The organism is Streptomyces flavofungini, assembly GCF_041028215.1.
Classification (GTDB): domain Bacteria; phylum Actinomycetota; class Actinomycetes; order Streptomycetales; family Streptomycetaceae; genus Streptomyces; species Streptomyces flavofungini_B.
Genome location: NZ_JASKYR010001265.1, coordinates 1 through 1208, shown reverse-complemented (window position 1 = coordinate 1208; position 1208 = coordinate 1). Strand labels below are relative to the sequence as shown.

Genomic DNA, 1208 nt, shown 5'->3' with positions numbered 1-1208 from the left:
GGGTGTGGCGACCGCCCGGTCGTCACCCGTCCGGCCGCCCGCCACACCCAGCGCCGCCGCCACGGGCGCGCCGACCGCCAGGACGACGGCGACGGCCACGGCGCACAGCCGCCGCCTGCGCCGGGCCCGGCACAGCCGCCCGAGCTCGCCGCCCTTATGGGTGAGAGGCGCTGCCTTCCCTCCGGTACGCGGGAGACCGCCGAATCACTCAAGGCCCGCCGGGGAACACGCCGGGGACCACACGCGCGAGAGGCCCCGGAGCGCGCTCAGAACAGATGGATCGCCAGGTGCCCGAGCGGCAGTCCGAGCCGCCACGCGGGCGTCCACACCTTCGGCCCGTCCTCCTCGCCCGGCAGCGCACCGCCGCCCGGTACCGCGTCCAGGTCGGGCGCGAGCAGCTCGGTCTCCTCCAGCCACCGCCACGCCAGCTCGGCGAGCTCCAGGTCGGGCCCCGGGCCCCCGGCCGCCTCGGCGTCCTCCAGGAGCAGCGCCATCCGGTCGCGCACCCAGTCCTGCCAGAGCTGGTCGTACTCCGTCAGGGAGAGCCAGGTCTCCATCTGGGTGATCACCCGGATGCCGGACAGCTCGCCCCTGTGGTCCGAGAGGAAGATCGTCAGGGCGAGCGCGTCGCGCCCCGCGCGGTACTCGAACGACGTGGGCGGCATCAGATCGCCGGTGCGCAGCAGCTCGTCGGCGATGTACTCGGCGTACAACCAGGCCATGGGCACGGCCAGTTCGCCGCCCTGAGGGCCTTCCGTGTTCCCTCTGCTCTCGTGCAGCATCCCGTTCCGCCTTCCTCCGGTCCGTGCGCGTCACCGGCCTCTGGCCCCCCAACCCGGAACACGGATGAGGACAGCCGATTACCCGAAGGGGGTGCTGAGCAAGGCGCTTTACGGAGCCTTGACCCGGCCCACGGTTTCACCGCAGGTCGGCGGGGCCGTGTTCTTCGCGTCACAGGGGGCGTCGGTTTGACTCCGTTTCAGGGACTGCATCGGCATTGCTCCTTGATTAATCATTAAATGCGCATGTGACTTCATCTGGCCGGATACCGCCCGAATGACGGAGCCAGATCGATGTCCCAGCGCGCAGTCGGTTCACAGAACACTCGCACCTCAGGGCCCCCACGGGGCGCGGCGAAGGGGCGGGGCCCGCGCGTGGCGGCCGTCGTCGTGGTGGCGCTCGCGGTCACGGGCTGCACGGCGCAAGGT

General features: G+C 71.7%; 1 protein-coding gene. It reads right to left on the bottom strand.

Translation table 11 applies throughout. The features are described 5' to 3' along the window. Positions 1–266: 266 nt before the first annotated feature. Positions 267–782: a hypothetical protein gene (locus tag AB8Z36_RS40310; RefSeq protein WP_369218317.1), complete on the bottom strand. Its 516-nt coding sequence runs from the start codon at positions 780–782 to the stop codon at positions 267–269. Between the last annotated feature and the right edge of the window lie 426 nt (positions 783–1208).